This window comes from Microvirga sp. HBU67558 (genome assembly GCF_018069605.1).
Taxonomy (GTDB): domain Bacteria; phylum Pseudomonadota; class Alphaproteobacteria; order Rhizobiales; family Beijerinckiaceae; genus Microvirga; species Microvirga terrae.
Genome location: NZ_JAGPUP010000332.1, coordinates 1 through 1,546 on the forward strand (window position 1 = coordinate 1; position 1,546 = coordinate 1,546).

Below are 1,546 nucleotides of genomic sequence, written 5' to 3' on the forward strand. Positions count from 1 at the left end.
ATCCATAGTGTGGAAGCCCGGTGCGCTCGCCTGATCCTGAGCACGAGCCATCGGGTTGATCAGGGGATCATCCCCCTCACACACGAATTCTGGGCGGACCGAATGGGGGTCCAGCGCTCAACAATCAGTGCCATCATGAAGAAATTCCAGGCCGCTGGATTGGTCAGGCAAAGCAGGGGCGGCATCGCTATCACAGACCCGACTGCTCTCAGAGAAGTCTCGTGTGAGTGCTACCAGACAATTCACGACGTATTCGTGCGCCTGCTACCCTACACTGCTGTGGTGCGCTGAAGACTCAACTCGTTGTCTGACCTACTGCGGGCTTCTCCTGTCCAGGCTATGATGTCGGGCAACTGATCGAGGCTGCGGGTCAGCTCAAGAATGACCCAGCGTCTGGCCCGGCGTGCTGAGGATCGTTTCATCACCACCTCGCAGCTCTCTGGAGCACCTACCGGCGCGGTCTGCTCGACGTATCGATCGTGACGCGGTTTCCGGTGATTGGGTCGAGAATCGTCATGGGCAGTTCTCTCTCGTACAGGCACAGAGCCAACGCCGTGCCTGCGAGTTCGATCAAGTGCGATTGGAGTTGTGGTTACGGAACCGTTACTGCACCAAGAGGCTCAAATCTCTCAATCAGGCAAGGCTTGATAGATCGCCTTGCCGATAAACGGTCCATCAACACTTTTGCGAAAAGCTGAAGCGAGCGCCGCCCTTGAGGGATCCTGGCCATGTTCAGTTTGCGTCTTGTCGCCTGCGCGACAGCGTTCGTCGTGCTTGTTCCAAGTTCAGGATCAGCAAAGCCTGACTTTAATGTGCTCGAAATCGATGTGGATTGGCAGCTTGCATCCCTTCCATTGCATCCTGATCTTGATCCGATTTCAACGTCGACCGTTCTGGACCTTGCTTCTCCTCCCCACGCTCTGAAAGACCGCTCCACGTACTTGCCTGCCATCGCTGAGGAGGCGGCAGCGAACGGTGTGCCGCCAGCCCTTGTCGATGCGGTGGTGCGAATTGAGAGCCGGTACGATCCGACCGTGGTTGGCAGCATTGGTGAGATCGGACTTATGCAGGTCAGACCCAAGACCGCCGCGTTGCTCGGTTTCCAAGGAACTTCTACTGAACTGGCCGAGCCGAGAACCAATCTCCGCTATGGCGTGGGGTATCTGGCCAAAGCGTGGCGGCTAGCTGATGGGGACTTGTGTCGTGCGCTGATGAAATACCGCGCGGGGCACGCCTCGGAACAGATGAGCGCCCTCAGCATCGAGTATTGCCGAAGGGCTCGTCAGCATCTTGCAACAGTGGGAGCTCAGATAGGAAATGGAACTGAGGTGCTCGCAGATCCGGTAACCCGCACGCGCGGTCAACAGGTTGTGCTCAAGCGCGTGAAGAAGCGTACGATCACGCCCGCCATGGTCTCTCGGCTCGAGGCTCACAAGCGGCTTGGCTTCAGCAGGCTGCAGCTGGATCTGGGAAGAGCCAACAAAACATGGCGTCTGCAGGATCGCGCCGGCGGATCGTCGCGTCAGAAACTTCGCCTCATCCAACT

The 1,546-nt window shown here is 57.8% G+C and carries 2 protein-coding genes; both read left to right on the forward strand.

Annotation, left to right across the window (positions count from 1 at the left end; all coding sequences use genetic code 11):
* The coding region (locus KBI52_RS01575; protein WP_210804882.1) for a Crp/Fnr family transcriptional regulator at positions 1-291 on the forward strand (291 nt) is incomplete at its 5' end.
* Between the two features lie 437 nt (positions 292-728).
* On the forward strand, positions 729-1,546 hold an 818-nt coding region (locus tag KBI52_RS01580; RefSeq protein WP_210804883.1), incomplete at its 3' end, for a lytic transglycosylase domain-containing protein.